Below are 23058 nucleotides of genomic sequence, written 5' to 3' on the forward strand. Positions count from 1 at the left end.
AGGTGATAAGAACAATATATTCCTGCCTGCTGGCTTCGCTGCTGCTATTTCTATTTGCCCAGCCGATCCATGCCTCTGAGCCGATCTGGACGATGGAGCAGGGTCTTACGATCAAAGCCTTGTCCATATCGGAAGACGGCGAGCTGGTGGCAGTCGGTACGCAGAATGCGAGTGCCATTCTTCTTCAGCGCGACGGCACCCAGCGATTCGAATTCATGGCAAACAACGTCGTGACCGGTGTCGCCCTCCTGAATGACGGCCGCATGCTCGTCTCTTCCGATGACCGGCATCTCTATATGCTGAGCGCTGACGGCAAGGAGCTGTGGAAGCGGGATTTCAAGAAAATGATCAAGAATCTGTCGGCAACGCCCGACGGCAAGCTGGCTATCGTGACGCTGCATAACGAAAGTTTGGTGCATGTGCTGGATGAACAAGGACAGACGCTGGGTGAAATTCCGATCGGCATCGCGGTGAAGAGCGCCGCGGTATCCCCGAACGGGCAATGGCTGGCAGCCGGGGCCGCGAACCAGTACGCCTATTTGTTCAATCCTGCCGGCGAGCTGCAATTCCAGACGCCGCTGGAGGGCGACATTCTTCATGCTTCCGTTGCGGATAACGGAACGATGGTGGTCGGAACGTCCAGCAATAAAGCGGTCCTCTATTCGGCGGAGGGCAGCAGGCTTGGCGAATTGTTGACCAAGGATAAAGTGACCTCCGTTCATGTAACCCATGACGGGGAGTTTATCGCGGTAGCGGATTACTCGGGCAATTATTACGTGGCCAATCAAGGCGGCGAATTGTTATGGAGCACGAAGGAGGCCGGAGCCGGCCAGCAAATCCGGTTCAGCAAAGACGGCACGCGGCTCTTCGCAGGCTCGGACAAAGGAGCCGTCTTCCAATATGAAGTCGGCGCCGTACTGGAGCAAGGCAAGCAGGCGGCGATGGTTAAAACCGTGGTGCAGGTGGCGGCCGTGATCGTATTTGTTTTGTTGACGGCATTGTTATTCTTCTGGCTGTGGCGTAAGAAGCCGTACATTCTTCACCGGTTGTGGAAGAGCAAACTGGCGTATGCCATGCTGCTCCCCAGCTTTACGCTCCTTATCATATTCCTGTATATCCCGGCGTTCTCCGGCTTGATTCATTCCTTGTACGACTGGAATCCCGGGGCAAGAAGCGAGTTTATCGGGCTGGACAATTTCAGGCGCATGGCGAATGATCCGTACGTCACCAAAGGCGTGGGCAATCTGCTCATCCTCATCGTCACCGGATTGTTCAAGGCCCTTATTCCCCCGCTGATCGTGGCGGAGCTGATCTATCATCTGAGAAGCAAAAGGTCCCAGTATGTATTCCGCACGTTTTTCGTCATTTCCATGGTCATTCCATCCGTCGGCATGCTGCTGGTCTGGCAGGACATGTACGATCCGAACATCGGCCTGGTGAACCAGCTGCTGCGCATGATCGGACTTGGCTCGCTAAGCCATCCTTGGCTGGGAGACCCGAATACGGCGCTGTGGGCCATCATTATGATGGGCTTCCCGTTCGTCGGCATCCTGCAGCTGCTGGTGATGTACTCGGGGCTGATTGCCATTCCGGAAGAAGTGATCGAAGCGGCGAGAATCGACGGCGCCAAATCTTTTCGCATTATCCGGGCGATTCACCTGCCGCTGCTGGCAGGGCAATTCAAGCTGCTGATCGTGCTGGCGCTGATCGGCATCATTCAGGACTTCGGCTCCATCCTGATCGTGACCGGCGGGGGGCCTGCCGACTCGACCTATGTGCCGGCGCTGCAGATGTATTTTGCCGCGACGAAATTCAATGACCTGGGATATGCGTCGGCGCTTGGCGTCAGCATGTTCGCCATCATTATGGTGATTACGGTCATCAATATGAAATTCATCAAAACCAATACGGATTAGGAGGGGAACGGCATGAATGCAAAGGCAAGACTCGTTCGGCAGTCGGCGCTCTATGTGCTGCTTATCGTTTTTGTTGCGTTGACCCTCGCCCCCATCGCCTTCACCCTGATTTCATCTTTTAAAAATAACGCGCAGATTCTGGGGGGCATCTGGACGCTGCCGATCCCGGCGCAGACCGTGAATTATGCGGAAGCCTTCGCAGCGATCTGGCGGTACACCTTGAATACGGTGCTGTATGCGGCGGTAGGCGGCACCCTGGTCGTGGCCCTGTCCGCCGTTGCGGGCTATACCTTTGCCAAGAAGGACTTTCTCGGCAAGGAGGTGCTGTTCATGCTGATGCTGGCCATCATGATGATACCGGGCGTCATGACGCTGATCCCGTCTTACGTGCTATATGCGAATCTGGGGCTGGTAAATACGCCGTGGGTCATCATTATCAGCGCGGCCGCGGGCGGACAGATTTTTGGCACGTTTTTGTGCAGGAGCTTTATGGCGGGCATTTCCAACGAGCTGTTTGATGCCGCCAAAATCGACGGTGCGGGAGAGTTCGTGGTGTTCACGAGAATGGTGCTGCCTCTGTCCGTTCCCGTTCTCATGACCTTGATGATCATGCAGTCGGTCGGGATCTATAACGATTACATCTGGCCGCTCTTGACCATTAAATCGAACAGCATTCAGATGATTGGCGTCGGGCTTACGCAATTCACGAACCAGTTCGGCATCTCCAACATGGGCGTGGAATTCGCGGCTTACATCATATCGGCGATTCCGCTGGTGCTGCTGTTCAGCTTCGGGATGAAGTATTACATCCAGGGCGTTACGCAAGGGGCTTTAAAAATATAAAACGACGGACCAAATGGAGAGAGATGGATGAATATACACAGACAAGCGGAGAAGATACCCAGCTGGATCTGGCATCGGGAACGTGCGGGCCGGCGGCAAGTTGTACTGGAAAAATCCTTTGTCCTGCATGCCGCGGTGGAGCAGCTTGAGATGAGAATCGCCTGTACGGGAGAAGCCGAGATCAGGCTGAACGATGCCGTGATCGGCCATTTCCCGGAGCATGCCAGGCATACGTCCGCATTTTATGCGGTCGAGGGGCTCCCTGGCGGTTTGGAGCCTGGAGCCTATACAATCCGAATCGAGCTCCGAAATACGGAGCCGATGCCGATGCATCCCATCAATATGCATCTGTTTGACCGCTCGGTGGGATGTATCGCCTACTTGAGCGGAAGCGAAGGCTTGTGGCTGGCAACGGATGCTACCTGGGAGACCGGGGACGGCCCGGCGGAGGTGGTATGCGTTTGGGGCGAGGAGCCTTTTGGAGACCTGGATCATGCGCCTCCTTGGTTTATTGCCGGAGGATACGGCGATATCGTGGTCGAGCCTGTTCAAGGCATAAGAGTCATTTCCGCAGCTGGAGTGGACGCGGTCAGCGGCATAGATGGTGTAATTCAGATGAAAGGAACGGCCGGAGGGCGAATCGTCCTGGACGAAGTGGAGTCCCGGAATGAACGGCATATTTTTTATCATCTTCTGAAGCAGGGGGAATGGAAGGAACGTAGGACACAGCAGAAAGAACTGGATTTGAGCCGGATGCCGGAGCTGCTGCTGGAATTGCCCCATGAGCTCAATGTGCGGATGCAGGTGAGCAACCACGGCGATTCCGAGATCGGTTTGCTGTGGAATGGCGCTGAATCCTTGCAGGAGCTGCGGCATTATGACGGATGCATGACGGAGTGGTTGGCGATTCCGCCGGGAAGCCTGTCGGCAACGAATCCCCAGGGCATGCGGTACGTGCAAATTTACGTAAGCGATGACGATGGAGGGGAATTCCATATCGAGCTCCGGTTGGAGGCAGCCGGTGCTGAGCTTAATCAGGCGGGACAATTGCAGACGGATCACGACCTTCTGCAGCGAATCTATGACGTGTCGGTGCATACCAGCCGGGTCTGCCATCAAATCGGATTGTGGGACGGCATCAAGCGGGACCGCCTCAATTGGGCTTACGATATTTATCTGGCCGCCAAAACCGAATACTCGCTCTGGGACGATTATTCGGTATTGAAGCGATCGCTCCGGGAGCTGGGGCGGACCCCTTACGGCTATTGGATGAACAATCTCCCTTCCTATACGCTGTGGTGGCTCAGCAGCATATGGGATTACTTCTTCGAGACGGGAGACCGCGAATTCGTATGGGAAATCCGGGAGGATCTGCAGCGGCATATCGCTTGGGTGAAGGCGAATACGGAACCGTCCAGCGGGATTTTTATGCCGGATGCCAGAGAGGAACATTCCTTCATCGAATGGTCGCCCATGGGGACGTCTGAATCGTGGGCGTGCCTGAACGCGATTTACGGCATGACGAAGAGTCAAATGAAACAGCTGGCGGATTACATGCCGGAGCTCGGGCTCCATTGGGATGAACCGCAGGCAGAGCTTAAGGAGGAGCAGTTCATTGGACCATCGTACGCGCTGCTCACCTCGGTCATCGGCATTAAGAGCGGGTATGTGGAAGAAGATAGCGCACGCAGATTTCTCCTCGACTATCGGCTGAGGGACCCGCTCACGCCATTGTCCGCCTACTGGCTGGCGGAATGCTACTCGGAGTACGGCATGCACGAACGGGCGTGGGATGTTATCGCTACGGTCTGGGGAACGATGCTGGATGCGGGAGCAACCACCTTCTGGGAGGGGATCAGGCTGACGCCGAGCAGCGATATCCATCATGACTTGACCACGTATACCGCGTATGATTCCTACCGGATGAGCCTGTGCCACAGCTGGTCGAGCACGCCGGTGGTCTGGATTGCTAGGTATGTCCTTGGGATTCGCGCACTTGAGCCCGGTTATGCCCGCATCGCTTTCGAGCCTCATGCCATCGGGGGGCTAACGGCTGCACGGGGCGTGATTCCAAGTCCCAAGGGCTTGATTAAGGTGGAATGGAAGCTGGAGGATGGGCGCATGATCAAATCAGCTCGCATTGGAGAAGCCGAGCTGGCAGGGAGGGCATGATGAAAGAACACTGGCAGGCGAGCTGGATATGGGGGGATTTACCGCCCGATTCGGCCAACGTATATCTGGAAGCGAGAAGGAGCTTTGACTTGCAGGAAGCGCCGATGGCGGGCCGATTGTACGTGTCGGCCAACCAAGAGTACTTGCTCTATGTCAATGGAGCCGTGGTCGGAAGGGGCCCAACACCTGCCGATCAGCAGTGGAAATATTACGACGAGATTGATGTGACCCCGCTGCTGGCGGAGGGTAGGAATGTGCTGGCCATCGTCGCTTACAATTTCGGTTCGACCGATATCGTGACAGGCCAGATGCAAGGGCCGGGGGGCTTGATTGCCGAGCTTGATATCGAGCGCGGAAACGGAGTGTTCTGCGTGGCCGCCACGGATGCGGAATGGAAGGTCCGGCGATCGCCAAGATGGATGGCCCAGGTGTCGCGCCAGCATCAATGGAACGGATTCCGCGAAATTTATCTCGCTGATCAGGAGGACGGATGGGAGGAATCCGCTTATGACGATTCCTCCTGGAGCGGGGCGGTGGTTATCGCCAAAGCATTGGATCCGGATTCGCCATGGCCGCGACTGCTTCCGCGGGAGATTCCTCCGCTGCACAGGGAGTGGGTCAGTCCGGCAGCGATCGTGCGAACTGACGCCAATTTCGGCGTCAGCCTGGGGGAGTCCGGCATGCTTCGGAATCGTGGGGGCAGCTCGGAAGCGTTCGGTTCGCTGGAGCATACCTCTCCGGGTCATGAAGCGTTTGGCTTGCAAGAGGACTCGGCGGAAACAGAAAGAGATCCAGGTCGGTTAGCGGCAGGTACAACGAGCTGGACGCTTGATGCCAGTATGCCCGGCTCGCTGCCGGGTGTTGTATATGACTTTGCCAGCGAAATCGTGGGGTATCCCGAGCTGGAGCTGGACGCACCCGAGGGCGGCGTGATCCAGCTGTCGTACGGCGAATCGCTGGAGCTGCAATTGTACGATACCTTCATCCTGCGCAAAGGGCGAAATCGGCTGAAGCCCTTTGGCCGCCGGGCTTTCCGTTTCCTTCAGGTTACGGCACAGGCGACGCCGGCCGCGCTGACGATATCGCGCTTCGGCGTCGAATCCGTCCATTATCCGTTTGACGAATCCGGCTTTTTTCGCTGCAGCGATGATCGTCTGAACCGGATCTGGGAGGTCGGGGCGTATACAACGCTGGTGAACAGCCAGGACCATCTGGAGGATTGCCCGCTGCGCGAGAAGGCGCTCTGGGTAGCCGATGCCGTGGTCATGGGCAAAGTCATCTACCACGCGTTCGGCGAGGATCGGCTGCTGCGCAAATGTCTCCTGCAAGGGGCGCGGATTCAGAATGACGACGGCTCCATACCCGGTACCGGCCCGGAACGAAACTCGTTCCTGCTGCCCGATTTCTGCGCGCATTGGTTGTTCGGCGTGCATGCCCACTGGCTGTATACGAAGGACCGCGATTTCCTGGAAGAAATCTGGCCGGCCATTACACGGTTGATGGCGTGGTTCGCGCTGCAGGAGGATCGGGATGGCCTGTTTGCCGGCGCCGACCGGCCTGGCTGGTGGTGCTTTATCGACTGGGCCGATTACATCGACCGGCGCGACCGGGTGACGGCCGTCTCCTGCTTCTATCACAAGGCGCTCGGGTTGGCGGCGGAGCTGGCGCAAGCGATTGGGCGCGGCGAGATGGCAGGGCAGTGGAAAGACCAGGCGGTCCGGCTTCGCGCTGCCATAAGGGAGCAGATGCGGCCCCCTGGCGAGATCGTATTTGCGGATTGCATCGGACCGGACGGATTATCGAAGCAGATCACGGCTCAGACCAATTTTGCGGCGATATGGTCCGGCCTGATGGACCCGGCGGAAGAGGACCGCTTCCTCGACGAATGGTACGACGGCGGAAAGCTGCCGCCGTTAAAAGGCGCTTTTTTCTATCATGTGGTTCTGGAGACGCTGATGAGCAGGGGGCGCGTAGAACGCGCTTTGGAGATCATTAGAAGCTATTGGGGTGGCATGCTGGACCGGGGAGCGACGACCTGGTGGGAGACGTTTGATCCTTCAACGCCGGCCTGTACCGTGCCGAGCGCTTATCAAGGCAATACGCCGACCTATTTGATTGATCATATTCCCGTGAGCTTTAGCCACGGCTGGGGTGCATCGCCGAGTTATATTTTGACGCAATCCGTGTTGGGCCTTGATTTAAGCAGACTCGGCGATGGGGAGGTGTATCTTGCCCCGCATGCCGGTGATCTCGATTGGGCGGAAGGCGCTGTGCCGACGCGCTTTGGGATGATGGAAGCCAACTGGAAGAGGGAAGAGGGAGAGAAGGGAGGAGGAAACCTGAAATACGAGCTGACGATTCCGAAGGGGATTACCGTGAAAGCAATCGACGGGACGGAGCTTGTGCTGAAAATCAGAGATTAAGGCATACCGGCTTGGTGCTGAGCGAATATTCGGTTTGGAAAGGGGGTGAATGGCGTCGAACTGCGGCAAACGTATCATCAGAATCCATTTTGAGGAGGAACAAGCTTGATGAAGTTGAAGAGGCTTAAGACGCTGCTGGTGTATTCCGTCCTGCTGGCCCTCACCCTGCAAGCGTATCCCGCCGGGATCGTGTTTGCGGGCACGTATGATCCGGATTTAAAGGCATCTCCCCATGTGCTGAACGTGACGGGTTACACGCCTTCGATTGTCATTGACGATTTTAACGAGCCCGATGCGGTAAACCAGCCGGGAAAATGGACCAGCGGAGCGGGGGCGGAGAAAGTCACCTACGCCGACCGTTATGCCAACGGCCCGAATTCTCCATATGAGGGAAGCCATGTGCTCGAGGTATGGTCGGATGAAGTCAAGGCTTATGAATGGAGAACGGTATCCAGGGATTTCGATCAGCCGCTCGACTTGTCGGACGTGAACTATCTGACGTTTGCGGCCAATTGCTACGGGTGGCAGACGGAGGACTATCTGATCAAGGTTACCCTGTTCAGCGGCGAAGATTCCTATGAGAGCATTGCCCAAATCAATCCGAACAGCTGGAGCAAAGTGGCGGTGTCCGTCAAGGATTGGGCCCAGCGGGACCACGTCACCAAGATCGAATTCGCGTTCATGCTCAACTTCGATCACGGCGGACTGAAGCCGGGCGATCCGGGATACGAATTCTGGGGCGGCAATTACCAGATCGATTATCTCAGCGGCTCGAACGCCATCGGCATGGATTTTAACGTGGACGGGGAAACGGAAGGGTTTACCGCCCAAGGCGCCGAGGTGGACGCAGCCGGCGGAGAGCTCCGATTGGCACCGGCGGGTGCCGCTCCCGTATTGCAATCTCCGGTGATCATCCAGGATATCGATCATTACAATACATTAAGCGTCAAATGGAGGAACGAGTCGCCATTCAGCAAAGTGAAAGTCGAATGGATTACGGAGGAAAGCCCCGATTGGGATGAAACGAAGTCGGAGGTGTTCGACATCGAAGCGGATAACAGCCAGTCCGTTGAACAGGAATTTAATCTGTCGCTGCATCCGGAGTGGAGCGGCAGCCTGAAGCAGTTCCGGTTGACGTTCCTGAGCGGCGGAGGGGCAAGCACGGGAGAAATCGGCATCGATCAGATCCGGTTCAAACAGCTGGCGCCGATCGAGGTTTTTCCCGGTGAGCTTACGAAACATGAGATCGCGGCTTCCCGAGATCGGATCGTGATCGAGGGAGCATTAAAGCCAGGGGAAGCGGAGAATTTTGAAGGCGGAGTACTTCAGTTATTTGAGCTGCAGCCTTATGAATCGGAAAGGGATCTGGCGAACAGAGAACCGATTGCCGAGCAAGGGATTCAAGATCAATTTATGTTTGAGCCGGATCTGGGAGGAGAAGAGGGACGCAACCGGCTGCAGTCCAAATTCGCGGTCGCGGCCAGGCTTCCGGACGGATCGCTGGAGTTCGTGGACCACGCCAAATACGTAAGCAATCCCGAGATACTTGCGCCGAATACGTATCCGTTCCCAGTGGCGAAGAGCAAGAAGGGGCTGCAGGTGCAGATGGTCGGCGATGCGGAGGACCTCGGCATCAGCCATGCCGCGTTGAACGTGGATTACAATAATGCCCTGTACATGAACGGGAGCGTCAATCCGGCCAATACGTTCGAATATTCCTACGAAGGGGAGACCTTCTACTTCAAGAAGGATTGGATCGAGGAGCGGGATAATTCCATCAAGAGTTTGTCCGATAACGGAGTGACGGTATCCCTGATCCTCCTCATGTATAAGGGGGGAATGGACGATACAACGCCTAACCGGTATTTGCTCCATCCGGATGCCACGGAAGGCATCGTCTATGCATTTAACACAACGGATGAGCTAGGGACGAAGTATTATAAAGCCATCACCGCTTTCCTAGCGGAGCGCTACTCGCGCGAGGACGAGAAATACGGCAGAGCCGTCAATTACATCGTTGGCAACGAGGTGGACGCCGGGGAGACCTGGTACAATATGGGCAACGATAAAACGGTCAGGGAATTCGTTCAGGACTATGCCCGGACCGTAAGAATAACGAATACCGTCGTAAAAAGCTTTTACAGCAACGCCAGAGTGTATATTTCGCTGACGCATAACTGGGATCAGCAGCTGCCGTCCACGCAGATCGGCTCGTTCGACGGCCGATCGATCATCGATACGCTTCAGGCGGAGATCGACGCAGAGGGAGATATTCCATGGCATATCGCTTATCATCCTTATCCGGAAAATCTGTTCGATCCAAGAGCTTGGGTTGCGCCGCAGTCCCTCGAGCAGTTTGATACGCCGAAAATCACGTTTAAAAACCTGCACGTCCTCGTTGATTACATGAAGCAGCCAAAGTTCATGTACGGCGATGAGGCGCGCCGGATTATCCTGTCGGAGCAGGGCTTCCACAGCGGCGACAATTCGCCGGAAGGCCAGCAGCTGCAGGCGGCAGCCTATGCGTATGCTTATTACATTACGGACTTCCTGGACGGCATCGACTCCTTCATTCTGCACCGGCATGTGGACCATGCCGAAGAGTACGGCTTGAATCTCGGATTGTGGACGCATGATCCGGATACGAGCAGGGGCGCCAGCATCCCTGCGGAGCACAAGCTGGTGTATGATGTCTTTAAGTATATCGATACGGAACGTTCGCTGGAGGTGACGGAATTCGCGAAGCCGATCATTGGCATCGCCGACTGGCAGGATATCGCGCCATCCTTCGATGCCGGCATGCTTGCTCGGCGGGAGATACCGGATACGGCGCCAGCGGCTGTCCTTTCGCCGGAGCAGCTGGAGGGCGCGGAAATGCTGTTTGATTTTGAGAACGGCGATGAGGGCTGGACCCATGCAGAGTATGTATCCGGCGTCGAAACCGATGCTTCCATCATCTGGAGCGGGAGTCAAACGCTCAAGGCCACGGTGATGACCAGAGAGCAGCTGGGCGACAGCAAAGGCATCGCCAAGCGGTTCGACGAGCCACTGAATGCCGAGGGCAAACCCTACCTGTTCTTTGGCATCAATCCTTCGAGCGGACCAGCGTCCGAATCCTATACCGTTCGGGTAAAGGTGTACAGCGATCAGCATGTGCTGGAAGCAGAGGGGAATGTTCCGCCGAAGCAGTGGAGCAACCTGGCGGTTAACTTAGGAGATTGGGCGTATAAGGACCGGATCACCAAAATTAAAATCGGGCTTGTGCCGGCAAGCCGGGTACATTGGCAAGGAGGATATTTCCATGTGGACGGCATCGGTTTGGCCGACGGCATGGAGGCGGCAGAGCTTACCGCCGCTTTGACGCCGGAGCAGCCGGATGGCAACGACGGCTGGTACCGAAGCCCGGTAACCGTGAAGCTTGGCGCAGCCAATGGCTTGCCGGACGGCTACGACATTCAGTTTCGCGTGAATGACGGAGAATGGCAGACGTACGGTTCCGAAATGATCATGGATACGGACGGGATTCATGAGCTGGACTATCGGACGATGAGTCCAGCCGGGGAACCGGGCTCCATCAAGTCGTTGACCTTGAAGATCGATCAGACTGCGCCCGTGGCGACCGTAACGGCGGACCCGGTCAAGTTGTGGCCGCCTAACCAGAGGCTGGTCCAGGTCACGGCTTCCGTCGACGCCAGCGATTCGGGCTCGGATATCGGTTCCGTCGTGCTGTCCTCCATTACAAGTAATGAGGAGCTGCAAGCGGAGGATATTCAGGGTGCGGAGCTGGGCACGATGGATACCTCGTTCAGCTTGCGCGCGTCAAGATCGGGTGCAGGCTTCGGCAGGATCTACACGATCACTTATACGGTCACGGATCAAGCCGGCAATGAAACCGCAGCCGTGGCCCAGGTGAACGTGCCGCATGATCAATCGAATCCATGATGGATGGATTCTAACGCCCGATAGACAGTCTGGAAGGGGAGAAGCAACGTGCTTACGTTACAAAAACCGCTTGTGCATGGTCTGGAGAATCCATTGGGGCTGGATGTGTCTTCTCCTCGTTTTTCCTGGCTGCTGGAGAGCGATCGGCGCGGAGAGGCGTGCACGGCTTACAGGGTGAGGGTGTGGGTGTCCCATTCCGCGGAGGGTCTCTCTAACAGGGACGAAGATTTAGTGTGGGACAGCGGCAGGCGGAGTGGCCAAAGCCTAAGCCTCCTGTATGATGGTCCGCCGCTGCAGAGCAATACGCGTTACTGGTGGCGGGTTACGGTCTGGGACCGTCAGGGAAAGGAAAGCGAAAGCGTACCGGCATATTGGGATACGGGCTTGTTTCCCGGCGATTGGAGTGCTGAATGGATATGGCGGTCCGAGGAGATGAAGCCTAATGATTTTGCTTATTTCCGCAAATCCCTTGATCTCCGGGGAGCCGTTGCGCGGGCCAAAATCTTCGTATCCGCCCACCATGTATTCCAATTATTCGTCAATGGACAACGGGTTGGAGGCTATGGTTCTCCCGCCCCGACGGGGGTGCCTCGCCGCAAATATTATTTGGCATATGATGTGGCCCCCCTCTTGTCGAGCGGTGCCAATTGCATCGGCGTTGCGGCTCATTATTTGGGCGGAAGCGGCCAGAACTATGTGAACGGCGTCCCGGGCATGCTGCTCCAGCTGCACGTAGAGCATGAGGACGGGACGGAGCAGCTGGTTGTATCGGATCTGACATGGCAGGCCTTAAGGCAGATTCCGCATCGCACCGGGACTTCATACCAGCAGAACCGCCGTTTATCGGCCATAGAGGACTATGACGCGGCTCTTCTGGAACCGAACTGGCTGCAGCCCGATGTTGGAGATGAACACTGTACTTCGGTCGTTCTTGCTCATCCATCCGTACAGCAATGGTCACTCCATTGGCAGCAGCTCCCCGAGGCGGAAGAGCTGGAGTCTATCATTCCATCCGTGACAGCGGAGCCGTTGGTCGTTAACGGGAAAGAGGGGCTCATTCAGGTATTCGACGCTGGCAAAATCATATCGGGCTGGCCGCAATTGGCCTTGCCCGGTATAGCAGGCGTCACAATACGGCTCCGGTATGCCGAAACGCTCGATGGCAGCGGGCGGGTTGTTCATCAAGTATGCAACGAGACTTCGCATCATTATTACGACCTTTATACGATGCATGGGCGCGGAGGAATCGAGTATTGGCAGCCCGATTTCAGCTTTAAAGCCTTTCGTTATGTGGAGGTTACCGGCTATCCGCAACCGATTGAGGAAAGCCAACTGCGAATTTGCTCAGCGGGTACAGTTATGGCGCGGACGGGGCATTTTCGGTGTTCGTCCGACTTCTTGAACAAGCTGTACGACGTTTGCCTGCAGACGCAGCGCAACAATGTGCTGGGCCAGGTGGTCGACTGCCCGCATCGGGAACAGGCCCAGTATCTCGCGGATACCGATCTGCAAGCGGAGACGCTCCTCTATAACTTCGATGCCTATCCGGTACTGGATAAGACGCTGCAGGATTTTGCAGACGGTCAATTGGAAGACGGCTCCTTCCCTTTTGTGTTCCCTTCGAACTACGAGCATCCTGATTTTTTTATTCAAATTCCGGAATGGGACCTGCATTATGCGACCTTGCTGTGGAAGCTATATCAGTTTAGCGGGGATACGGAGCTGCTCTCTCGCTATTATGAGCCGCTCCGGGCCATGATCGATGGCTATCTATCGTTGATATCGCCGGCTACAGGCCTGATTCCGGTCGGCCGCGGATGGCATATTAGCGATTGGCCTTATCCGACGGTTGAGCATGAAGGCGAACATCTGACCGTGCAGCAGATCAAGGCATGGCAGGCACTGCGCATCCTGTCGGAAGCCGCTGCCTTGCTGAATCGAGCAGAAGACAGTGCGGCGTACGCAGTCCATGCGCAGAAGCTGCAAGTCAGCATCCTGAATGAGCTGTACGATGGTTCCGGCAAGCTGCTGCATGACAGCTCGGGATCGACTGCAACCCATCAAGGGGTTAATGCGTTGGCATTATATGCGGGGCTGCTGCCGACAAAAGACCGGGAGGCTGCATTGCAGGCCGTGGCAGGCAAGCCGTGGGAGAGCAAGACGGTCTTGTCGCTCCCGCTGCTCCGTCTTTTGTTCGAGGAAGGACTGCAGGATCAGGCCTACCATTTGCTGAGTAAAACGGATTATCCGGGGTGGGGCTACATGATTGCACAAGGAGCCGAGACCATGTGGGAAGGCTGGGATGATATCGAGTCCCATTGCCATGCATGGAACGGTTATCCCGCCCGCTTGCTTCAGGAGTATGTCTGCGGGATTCAGAGCGGAGCTCCCGGATTCGCGACGGCACGAATTCGCCCCTTTTTCGCGCCGGATCTGGACTTCGCCGAGGCTTCCGTTTCCACCGTAAGAGGCAATATCGCCGTACGCTGGGAGCGGGTCGGCGGGACCGGTATTCGGATGCGGCTTGAGCTGCCCTGCACAATGAGCGCTACCGTTGTACTGGATTCACCGCACTCCCGCCCCATTACCGGTCTCCTGATGGATGGTATAGAGATATGGGGAGGAGCAGCTTCAAGCTGCATGCCGGACGGCATCGTCCGCTGTGGACTGGACCATAGCATGCTTGAACTTGAGCTGCTGTCCGGACGTTATGAGTTAACGGTTCGCTATTAGTAGGCAGCGTTGTGCTTGCGGCCGACCAGCTTCAGCAATTCCCAACCCTATTTACAGGCAACGGCCATACCATACATGTAAAACTTAGTAGGGGAATCCGTCATCATCTGGATGACGGATTCCCTTTATTTGTTAGAGCTAGATGCTGCTGGAGAAAACCCGCCTGAGCCGCAAAATTCATGATGAAAACAGGTCAAAATGTGGTTGACGAGAAGGAGCCTCAATACTACAATAAATGATGCAAACGTTTTCATTGTAATCGCTTTCATCTAAAATGTTTCATTCTATATTTCGAATATATTCTCTAAACGTTGTCAGTAATTGTCGTACTTTACTTGATGGAAGCTCAAACTTGTTTATGCAAGCGTTTGCGCAATGAATGGCATCAACTCAGTATCAGCTATACCTAATCCAAGAACAGAAGGAGGTTATTTGTTTCATGAGAATGACGGTTTCAAGCAAACGAATGTGGTCTATCATTATGATTGTTTCGCTCATTTTCTCTATGCTCGGCATTCCGCCATCAACGGCCGATGCCAATAACGCGCCAAACCAGGTTACGCTGGTAGGAAGTCTGCAATCCGAACTAGGCCATAGCGGGGATTGGGATCCGGCTGCCGCAGCGACAACCATGAACGATATGGGGAACGGAGAATACAGGTTCACCGGCAGCTTGCCCGCGGGATCGTACGAATACAAGATCGCGATCGACGGCAAGTGGGACGAGAATTACGGCTCCGCCCATTATTCCAATCCCAGCGGAGCAAACAAGGATGGCAACATCCTCATAACGCTCGCTCAAGATTCCCAGGTTACCTTTTATTACAATCATGGGACGCACCGGATCGCGGATTCTACATACTACGCTCCGATCGAGGCGGATAAGCTTCCCCGAGTGATCGGCAGCTTCCAATCGGGCATCGGCGAAGCAGCTGACTGGTCGCCTGCGGATGCGAGATTAATCATGCAGGATTCCGATTATGACAACGTATACACGGTGACAGCCGATGTGTACGAAGGGGATCATGAGTACCAAATCGCTTTGGGGAGCGATGCGGCAAGTCCGGTTCACCCCGCTAATCGGGAGGCGCTTCAGCTGCCGCAGGACGTGAAGGTTACGTTCAGCTACGATGCGGCCAATCACGGCGTTGCCGCTCATTTCGCGGTACCCGCTGATCCGGGAACGCCGGTGCTGGCTAACCATCTGCGCGTCCATTACGACCGGGCTGACGCGAATTACGGGAGCGTCGGACTGTGGATATTCGATGACGTCGCATCTCCGTCGGCCAATTGGCCGGCAGGCGCAACGCCATTCCCTGGCGGGCAGCAGGACGCCTACGGGGCCTTCGTCGACATTCCGCTCAAGGACGGCGCGCAAAAAGTCGGCATCGTCGTTGTCGATCGCATCAGCGGCAATAAAGACGGCGGCGACAAGAAATTCACCTTAGCCTCGCCGGACATGAACGAAGTATGGCTCAAGGAAGGCTCTGATACGGTATACAGCTTTGAGCCTGTTGACCTGCCGGCGGATACCGTGCGTATCCACTATCAACGGCAGGATCAGAACTATGATCCGTACGGTTTATGGTTATGGGGAGACGATGTCGCTGCGCCTTCGAAAGACTGGCCGACGGGGGCTACCATGTTCCCTTCAGGCCAAACCGACCGATATGGCGCTTATGTGGACATTCCAATGAAGCCGGGAGCCCAGAAGATGAACTTCCTCGTGCTGGATCCGGCCAAAGGAGACGCCGGCAAAGACGGGGGCGACAAAGGCTTCACCTTGGTAGACCGATACCAGCATCTGTTCATTCAAGAAGGCGACAACACCGTCTACACATCCCCATATGGGGAAGTGCCTACCGGGTTGGTCTCGGCTGAAGTATTGGCTCCAGGAAAGCTCCAGCTCGGATTTACGATGACCGATGGTTTGGAAGCGGATACGCTGAAGAATGAGCTGCAGATCAAGGATAAGGACGGCCATCCGGTTGCCATTCAAAACGTGAAGATTACCGGAAACACGACCATCGAAGTGTCGGCATCATTTCAGCTGGATCAGATACCGCTAAGCGTAACTTACGCCGGAAAAACCGTATCAGCAACCACCGGCTGGAGAATGCTGGATGAGATGTACGCTTACGACGGCGATGACCTCGGGGCGACTTATCAGGCTGGAGGAGCCGAGCTTAAGCTGTGGGCACCGACGGCGACCGAAGTCACCGCAAAGGTGTACAGCAAGGATGATGCCACGCAGTTTATCGGCAACGTCGCCCTCCAAAAGGGCGATAAAGGGGTATGGTCGGTTCGGTTGAAGCCGGGGGACCTCGGCATTCAAGATTTTAGAGGATATTTTTATCAATACGAAGTGACCAACAACGGCGTGACGAAAACCGTGCTGGATCCATACGCCAAATCCATGGCGCAATTCAGAGTGAACACCAAGGGCGAAGTTGGACCGGACGGCGATACCGTCAGCAAAGCCGCGATCGTCGATTTGAGTCAAACGGATCCCGCCGGCTTGGATTTTGCGGACATTCCGGGCTACGAGCAGCGGGAAGACGCCATCATCTGGGAGATTCACGTCCGGGATTTCACGTCGGATCCGACGATTGAGAATGACCTCCATAACGCGACTTGGGGATCCTACGATGCGTTCAAAGAGAAGCTCGAATACATCAAGTCCTTGGGCGTCACCCATGTTCAGCTGCTGCCCGTGATGGCTTGGTATTACGGCGACGAAGCAGCCATGAAGAACAGGGAGCTGGATTATTCGGCCAAAGACAATGAGTACAACTGGGGGTATGACCCGCACAGCTATTTCTCCCCTGACGGTGCTTACTCCGAGGATCCAACGGATCCCGAGCTTCGCATCAAAGAATTGAAGGCGATGATCAACGCCATTCACGAGGCCGAAATGGGCGTCGTATTGGACGTGGTCTATACCCATATGGCCAAGGCAGATTTCTTGAATGATATCGTACCGAACTATTATGCTTTCCAGGATGCCAACGGCAACTTCATCGGCGGCTTCGGCAACAATCTGGCGACCAACCACAAGATGGCCGAGAAGCTGATGGTGGACTCCGTGAAATATTGGTTCGACGAATACAAAATCGACGGCATGCGCTGGGACATGATGGGCGACGCCACGTATGAAGCCGTGCAGAATGCCTATGATGCCGCGGCAGCCATCAACCCGAAAGCGCTGTTTATCGGCGAGGGCTGGGTCACGTTCGGCGGTCATCTGTCGGATCCCTCCCTGGCAGGCAAGGGCGCGGACCAGAATTGGATGGATAAAACGGACGACGTCGGCGTTTTCTCCGACGAGTTCCGCAACGAGCTGAAATCCGGCTTCGGCAATGAAGGCGAGCCTCGGTTCATTACGGGTGGCGTGCGCGACATCCAAACCATTTTCAACAATATTAAGGCGCAGCCAAGCAACACGAAGGAAGACGATCCGGGTGACATGGTTCAATACATTGAAGCCCATGACAATCTGCCGCTGTACGACATTATTGCGCAGTCCATCAAGAAGGACCCGTCGATTGCAGCGAATGATCTGGAGATTCACAAGCGCGTTCGCCTGGGCAACTTGCTCACCTTGACCTCGCAAGGAACGGCGTTCCTCCATGCAGGACAGGAGTACGGGCGGACCAAGCAATGGCTGGGCTCAGGGGTTCCCGAGCAGAAATACCATGAATTAGAGGACGAGGCAGGAAACCGTTTCGGTTATTTCATCCATGATTCCTACGATTCCTCCGACGCCATCAACATGTTCGATTGGGAGAAAGCGACGGATGAAGCCAAGTATCCGGAGAATAACAAGACGCGGGAATATACGACCGGACTGATCGAGTTAAGAAAATCGTCCGACGCTTTCCGCCTTGGCGATCAGTCGATGGTGAATTCGAACGTAACGCTGCTGCAGATTCCCGAAGTAAAGGCGCAGGATCTGGTCATTGCTTATAAGAATAAAGCGACGGACGGAACCGGCCATTATTATGTGTTCGTTAATGCGGATAACCAGTCGAGAACGTTGACGCTAAGCGAAGATCTGAGCTCCGGCACGGTGGTGGTCGACAACGATGAAGCCGGCACGACCGGCGTCAAAGCGAAGTCCGGCTTCACGTTAACCTCCGGCTCGATCACGCTAGAGCCTCTGACGGCCGTTGTGATCAAAACGAACGCCGCGGCAGCCGTACTCCGCGATATATCGGTGGATCAAGATAGTTACTCATTGCAGACCGGTAAGACGCATCAGACCGCGGTATATGCTGAGTACGAGGACGGCAGCAAACGAGCCGTAACGAAACAAGCAACCTATGCGTCCAGCAACCCGCAGGTGGCTTCGGTAACGGCCGCAGGCGTGGTGAAGGGAGTCTCGGAAGGAACGGCGGTCATAACCGTTTCCTATCGGGGGTTCCAGAAAGAGATTACCGTAACCGTCACAGCCGATGTAGTGGACAATAAACGGTATGTGCAGCTTAACTACATTCGGCCGGATCAGGATTATGCGGATTGGAATTTGTGGGTTTGGAATACGGGGGCAACGAACGGTGAGATTAGGTTTGAAAAGATAGAGAATGGCGCGGCTACCGTACAGATTGAGGTGGCACCCGAAACAACCGGCGTCGGTTTCGTTCTGCGCAAAGGAACGAATTGGGATACGGCCAAGCAGGATATCCCTGATGACCGGATCATTCCGCTTCAGCCAGGCGAGGCCTTCACGAAAGTGAATGTGACGAGCATGGTGCATGAGCTGGACATTTTGCCGGGCCTTACGGGGCCGATGCTTGAAGACGGTAACATTACGTTCCATTATCGGGACGATCAATTGTTCCGGGACGGACGGATGGATAGCATCTCTGACGTGAAAGTGAAGATTAACGGGAAGCTGGAAACGATGGTCTACGTTCCTGACAAGGAATGGTTCAGTTATACGCTTAAGGGCGTTGCTCCCGGAACTTACGAATACACGTTCATCGTCAATCATAACGGAACCGCGAAGGAAGTCACCGATCCGAAAAACACGGTGAACGGAAAGTCGCAGGTGGTTTACCGCGATCCGACCGTGACCATCGGGGCGAAGGTAACCCCTGGTTCCATCTCGTATGATGAAAATGCGGTGCTAAAATTGAATGTAACCTCTTCGGAGCCCGTTGCTTACAAGGAAGCGTTCGTCGACCTAACGGAGCTGGGAGGTCCGGCCCGAGCGAAGGTGGATACAGAGCTGCTGGAGCACAGCATTGCCGTGAAAGATACGGTCACGGCCGGCAGCAAGAAAGTAGGAATCACGCTAGTCGACCAATACGGCAATAGGCATACCGGCGAAGCCGCGGTAACGGTGAAGCCAAGAATCGCAGGCGGCAAACTCGATTTCGATTGGGACGAGGCGCGCATTTATTTTGTGCTGACCGACCGTTTCATGGATGGGGATGCTTCCAACAACGCGAATGTTGACAAGGATCACCCGGAAGCCTACCATGGCGGGGATTTCAGAGGATTGATCGATAAACTCGATTACATCGAGGATCTGGGCGTGAACACGCTGTGGATCACGCCGATTGTGGATAACATCGATTTCAATCAGGGTGCAGGCTTCGGCGGCAAGCAATATGCGTATCACGGCTATTGGGCCAAAGATTTTACGAAGATCGATGAGCATCTGGGCGATCTGGATACCTTTAAGGAGCTGATCGATAAGGCGCATGACCGGGGCATCAAAATTATGGTGGACGTCGTAGTCAACCATACGGGATATGGCCTGAAGCCGGGAGACAGTGCGCCCGGTATCACGCAGGAAGATAAGGACCGGTTTAAAGATATGCTTCGTACAGACGGTCTGTCTGCCGATACCGATCCGATCAAAGGCGAATTAGCGGGGCTGCCTGATTTCATAACGGAGAATCCGGTTGTTCGCCAGCAGATCATCGATTGGCAGGCAAGCTGGCTGGAGCGTGCCAAAACCGACCGCGGAGACACGATCGACTACTTCCGCGTAGATACGGTGAAGCACGTGGATGAAACGACATGGAAGGCGTTCAAAAATGCGCTGACCCATCTCGATCCGAGCTTCAAAATGATTGGCGAATATTTCGGAGCCACGGTTGACAGCGTTGGCGGAACGCTTCAGAGCGGCCAGATGGACAGCTTGCTGGACTTCGGCTTCAAAGGAAAGGCCAAGGAATTCGTGAACGGCAGCGTGGAATCGGTTGAGGCCTACCTGGCTGACCGCGAATCGAAGCTGGATAACACCCGAATGATGGGGCAATTCCTAAGCAGTCATGACGAGGATGGCTTCCTGTCCCACTACGTGGATGGCGATAAGGCAAAGCTGATGGCGGCCGCAGCGCTGCAAATTACATCCAAAGGCCAGCCGGTCATCTATTATGGCGAAGAGCTTGGGCGCTCCGGCAAGAATGCCGGGGATATGGGCAAAGGCGAATTTAGCGAGAACCGCGGCGATATGCCATGGGACCAGCTGGAGGGCGAGAAGAAGCTGCTCACGCATTACCAGAAGCTCTTGAACATTCGAGCGGCAAACTCGAAAGTGTTTTCAAAAGGAACGCGCACATCCATCGCGGCTTCGAATGCGGATGGTTATCTCGCATTCGACAAGCAGTATAACGGAGAGCATATCGTTACCGCGATTCACGTGAAGAACGAACCGAAAGAAGTCGTCCTGCCTGTGCCGTTTAAGGCGGGCAGCAAGGCGAAGGACTTGTACGGCGGCAGAGTGTATAACGTAACGGCCGATCAGAAAGTGACGCTAACGCTCCCTGCCATGTCGGATGGCGGTACCGTCATTCTGGCTGCAGTGCCAACTGAAGGCGGCGGCAACGGCAGCAACGGCAGCAACTCCGGCAGTGGAAACGGAAGCGGAGGAGCAGGCGGCAATCCGTCTACCGATCCGGGAACGAAGCCAAATCAGGGTCAGCGGATCGTTAACGAAGAATCGCTGCGCGGCGGGCAGGAGAAAGTGACGATTCAGCTCGGTGCCGAGGATATCGAAGTTCTCCTGCCGCTGACGGCAGGGGATATTCTGGGGGCGAAGCCGCTGGAGCTGAAGCAGGACGGCGTGATGGTACAGCTTCCGTCCGCGCTGCTCAAAGCGCTGCGCCAGCTCGTACCGGCCGAGCAGGCTAAGGATGCGGTCATTTCGTTTAAGCTGAAGGAGGTTGGAACGCAGACAGCTGCCTCTCTCGTAGCCAAAGCAGCTGCTGCCGGGAAGGCTAAACTGAAGCAGGGCAGCAAGATGTACGAATTAGATCTTAACGTCCGTACGAAAGACGGCAAGGCATATAAGCTGGAGCATTTCATAGCGCCTGTAACGATTGCTTTTCCTGTCGACAGCGCCATTCACGGCGAGCTGGCCGGCATCTACCGCATTTCGGAATGGGGACCATTGAAATATGCCGGCGGAAAGCCGGTAAACGGGCAGCTGACGGCTGAAGTCAGTCAATTGAGCTACTATGCCGTGCTGGAATACGACAAATCGTTTGCCGATCTTGCCGGCCATTGGGCGGAGCAAGCGGTAAAAGAGCTGGCAGCCAAGCATATTGTGAATGGCACCGGCGATACGAAATTCAGTCCGCAACAGCCGCTGACACGCGCGCAGTTCGCAGCGATGCTCGTTCGTGCCCTGGGCCTTGAAAGCACGCAAGACACGACCTTCACGGATGTGGACGGCGAAACATGGTATGCTTCGGCGGTTGCGGCGGCTTACCAGCACGGGCTGGTGAACGGCAGAGGCAAGGACACGTTCGCACCGAACGCGGCCATCACCCGCGAGGAGCTGGCTGTGATGCTTTATCGTGCTTACCAGACCAAGGGAGGCACTTCCTCTTTAGAGGGAGCACCTAACCTGAAAGATAAGCGGCAAATTTCTTCATGGGCACTCCAAGAGGTGAATGAAGCCTTGGCCCTTGGCTTGATGAAGGGGCATGCCAATGGCATGTTTACGCCTCAAGCCAAAACCACCCGTGCGGAAAGCGCACAAGCCATGCTGAATCTGTTGGACCGACTGCAGTAATTCCGACATCCCGCCGATTCGTGTAACGCCGGAATGGGGTTAGAGAGCCGGTTCGGGTCGGAATGACATGGGATCGAGTCGCAATGTAACAATCTTTCGGAAACGCAAGGAGCCTGGACATGGATACATGACCAGGCTTCTTTTTCGTACATGAATGTAAATGATACATAGAGGGGGCTATTGAACTTTGGCGTAGTTCACGTTTCACTAGCTAGATGACGGCTGAGGGGGATTGGAGCCGGATGATCTCCTTCATGAGCTTTTTCAGCATGACGGATGCTTTGACCTTAATCGGCAGGCTGTCCGAGACATGAAGCTGGTAAGCGCCTTGCATAATGGCATCCTTGAGCTCGGCAGCGGATTCGCAAGGCATATGCAGCTCATTATAGACGCTTCCGAATTGGAGGCATTGATGCGTATCGCTTCCCGCCGTAACAGGTTTGCCGAGATCGGCAGCGAAACGTTGAACCTGATCTTGATTGGCTTCGCTGCCGTATTGGTACATATCCTTGGCATTGAGATCAAAAGCGTCCAGGCGGCTCAACTGGCTGCGCGTGAGATGGTGGAGCGGCGTGCTCTCCCGGAATGGATGGGCTCCGATCTTGAGCAGCGGGAAGGCTTCGGCCAATTCCATCAGATCATCGAAAGGGATGAAGGCGCCCTTCTCCGTATACCCGTCCAGGCGACGGCGGGTTTCCAGAATGAACTCCTTCCGGCCGATCAGCAGAATGTGGCCGGTTTCCCGGATGTCCACTTCCATCCCCGGAAAGATCTTCAATCCGCCTGCATCGTAGTATTCGCCATTATAGGGAAACATGCTGTCAAGCTGGCGGTACACCTCGTCAAAATGGCGCGTGTTAAAATGCTCGGTCAAAGCGAGCGCATCAAGTCCGTTGTCCAACGCTTCCCGGATCATCTCCTCATAATAATGTTTAGAGAAATCGGACGCTTTGGACAATTTGGCATGGGTATGGAGATCAATTTTCATATTCGAACA

At 55.4% G+C, this 23058-nt stretch carries 8 protein-coding genes; 7 read left to right on the forward strand and 1 reads right to left on the reverse strand.

Annotation, left to right across the window (positions count from 1 at the left end; translation table 11 throughout):
- The first annotated feature begins 2 nt into the window (after positions 1-2).
- The 7 genes from OHJ21_RS22000 to OHJ21_RS22030 all read left to right on the forward strand — a co-directional run bounded on the left by OHJ21_RS22000 (position 3) and on the right by OHJ21_RS22030 (position 22061).
- Entirely contained in the window at positions 3-1916 is a 1914-nt protein-coding gene (locus OHJ21_RS22000) for an ABC transporter permease subunit (protein WP_486021141.1), read from the forward strand.
- A gap of 12 nt (positions 1917-1928) precedes the next feature.
- Positions 1929-2759 (forward strand): carbohydrate ABC transporter permease, encoded by an 831-nt coding sequence (locus OHJ21_RS22005; RefSeq protein WP_486021142.1) that lies wholly within the window; start codon positions 1929-1931, stop codon positions 2757-2759.
- Between the two features lie 27 nt (positions 2760-2786).
- Positions 2787-4931: an alpha-L-rhamnosidase C-terminal domain-containing protein gene (locus tag OHJ21_RS22010; RefSeq protein WP_486021143.1), complete on the forward strand. Its 2145-nt coding sequence runs from the start codon at positions 2787-2789 to the stop codon at positions 4929-4931.
- A complete protein-coding gene (locus tag OHJ21_RS22015) occupies positions 4931-7354 on the forward strand; it encodes an alpha-L-rhamnosidase-related protein (protein WP_486021144.1) in 2424 nt (807 codons plus the stop codon). Before OHJ21_RS22010 ends, OHJ21_RS22015 begins: the two co-directional genes overlap by 1 nt.
- A 108-nt stretch (positions 7355-7462) precedes the next feature.
- Positions 7463-11296 (forward strand): DUF5722 domain-containing protein, encoded by a 3834-nt coding sequence (locus OHJ21_RS22020; protein ID WP_486021309.1) that lies wholly within the window; start codon positions 7463-7465, stop codon positions 11294-11296.
- 48 nt (positions 11297-11344) lie between these two features.
- Positions 11345-14029, forward strand: a complete 2685-nt coding sequence (locus tag OHJ21_RS22025; RefSeq protein ID WP_486021145.1) for a family 78 glycoside hydrolase catalytic domain — start codon at positions 11345-11347, stop codon at positions 14027-14029.
- Between the two features lie 439 nt (positions 14030-14468).
- Positions 14469-22061 carry a pullulanase gene (locus OHJ21_RS22030; protein WP_486021147.1) on the forward strand — a complete coding sequence of 2531 codons (7593 nt, stop codon included), beginning with the start codon at positions 14469-14471 and terminating at the stop codon, positions 22059-22061.
- Positions 22062-22272: 211 nt separating this feature from the next.
- Here the strand turns inward: OHJ21_RS22030 and OHJ21_RS22035 are convergent, their stop codons facing one another.
- Positions 22273-23049 (reverse strand): PHP domain-containing protein, encoded by a 777-nt coding sequence (locus tag OHJ21_RS22035; protein WP_326119558.1) that lies wholly within the window; start codon positions 23047-23049, stop codon positions 22273-22275.
- Positions 23050-23058 lie beyond the last annotated feature (9 nt).

The sequence above is a fragment of the Virgibacillus sp. LDC1 genome (assembly GCF_025792345.1).
Lineage (GTDB): Bacteria > Bacillota > Bacilli > Paenibacillales > Paenibacillaceae > Paenibacillus_AQ > Paenibacillus_AQ lautus.